1 protein-coding gene is annotated in these 1729 nt (G+C 54.9%); it reads left to right on the top strand.

Going from position 1 to position 1729, the window contains the following annotated elements; translation table 11 throughout:
• Positions 1-133: 133 nt before the first annotated feature.
• Positions 134-1729: RHS repeat protein (locus EJB06_RS31450; RefSeq protein WP_164558104.1), on the top strand; the 1596-nt coding region annotated here is incomplete at its 3' end.

Here is a 1729-nt window from a genome sequence, read left to right as displayed (position 1 = left end):
AATGAAAGTGTCCACGGAACTTAGGTTACCTCACAAATATAACCAGCAGACAAAGTCGTATTCGTGGGTCACTCATCCGTTCCCAGAGCCATACATTGACATGATGCCAGAGTGCCCGAAAGGTTATAGCGGAGTGTCGGAAACAATCAAGGACACCGCCACTGTCAGCGAGATTAACTATGTTTGCGTGAGTGCAGATCCTAGGCCAGAGCCCGAGTGCGATCCCTGCAATAAGCCTGGCACGCCCGATTCGATTCCGGAAAGGAAAGGCAACCCGATCTACCACTCCACGGGATTGAAAGAGCAGGTCGAAGTCGACTATCGAAGCAGTGGTCCAGGTGGCTTGAAATTCATACGAACTTACCGAAGTGACCGAAATGGATGGGAGCACAACTATCTGATGACGGGCATGGATTTGAACAAGACCCAGGACTCCGTGCAGAGTTTCCCTGTTCCGCAACGGCCCCGAAGTGCCCAGTGCTATTGGGACTTGGGTGAAGTAATGGGAAAAATGCGTTGCTTCCGCCCGATTTTTTCAACGTTGGCAAACGATTTTTCACTGCAGCGCGGTAACGGCTCCGTTATCAAATTCGGAACCGCCACGGATCGGAAGCCGTCATCCAACGTGAATGACAGATGGACGCCTGTCTACGGTGCTGATGGCACGAAAATCGCCAATGACGTATATAACGCAGCCAATGATTCAACTGAGCGTTATGGCCTTGACGGGTATATCCAGACGATCACTTCTCGTGGTGGCCAGGTGCTAACCTTTACATATTCCGCATCCACTGGAGCCGGTGGAGTGAATTCACCGCCACGGTTGCTGCAGTCCGTAAAGGATCCATACGGACGCGCACTGATTTTCACGTATGACACCGCTGGCCGCATCGACACCATGACGACACCGGAAGGCGGCATCTACAAATATGCCTACAACGTCTACGGCGCCGTCGTGTCGGTGACCTATCCGGATGAAAAAGTCCGGACGTATCTGTACAACGAGCCGGCCCATACCGGCGGTGCCAATCTGCCATTTTCGCTGACAGGTATCGTCGATGAAAATGGCGTGCGCTATGCGACCTACACCTATGACAGCAATGGACAAGCCTTGTCGACAGAGCACGCTGGTGGCGTCGCAAAATACAGGTTTCGCTATACCGATTCGACTTTTGTCACGGAACCGCTGGGCGCCGAACTGAGGTACGACTACATTTCAATGTTCGGCGTTCGGCGCACCACGTCCCAAGAGCAGCCGGCAGGCGCTGGTTCCCCGTCTGCCACCAAGAGCATGACATACGACAAAGATGCCAACATCAGCAGCTTCACTGACGTCAACGGAACGGTCACCGCGTACACCTATAACGCTCGCAACCTTGAGTTGACCCGCACCCAAAAGTCCGGCACGTCGCAAACAATCATTACCACGACCACCACCGAATGGCACCCAAGCTACCGCTTACCCCTGCGAATTGCTGAACCAAAACGCTTGACGGTTAACACCTACTTCGCCAATGGCGACCTGAACACGCGCACTATCCACGCCACCACGGACGAGGACGGTTCCAAAGGTCTGCTCGCCATCAAGACCGGTTCGCCGCGCACGTGGACCTACACCTATAACGCGCGCGGCCAGGTCGAGACCGTCACCGGCCCTCGAACCGACGTCGTGGACAGGACCGCCTACGCTTACGACGGCGTCACCGGCGACCTGGCCTCGGTCACCAAC

The organism is Massilia atriviolacea, assembly GCF_003953935.1.
Lineage (GTDB): Bacteria > Pseudomonadota > Gammaproteobacteria > Burkholderiales > Burkholderiaceae_D > Telluria_A > Telluria_A atriviolacea.
The sequence above is the reverse complement of the archived record's forward strand: the minus strand, read 5'-3'. Positions and strand labels throughout refer to the sequence as shown.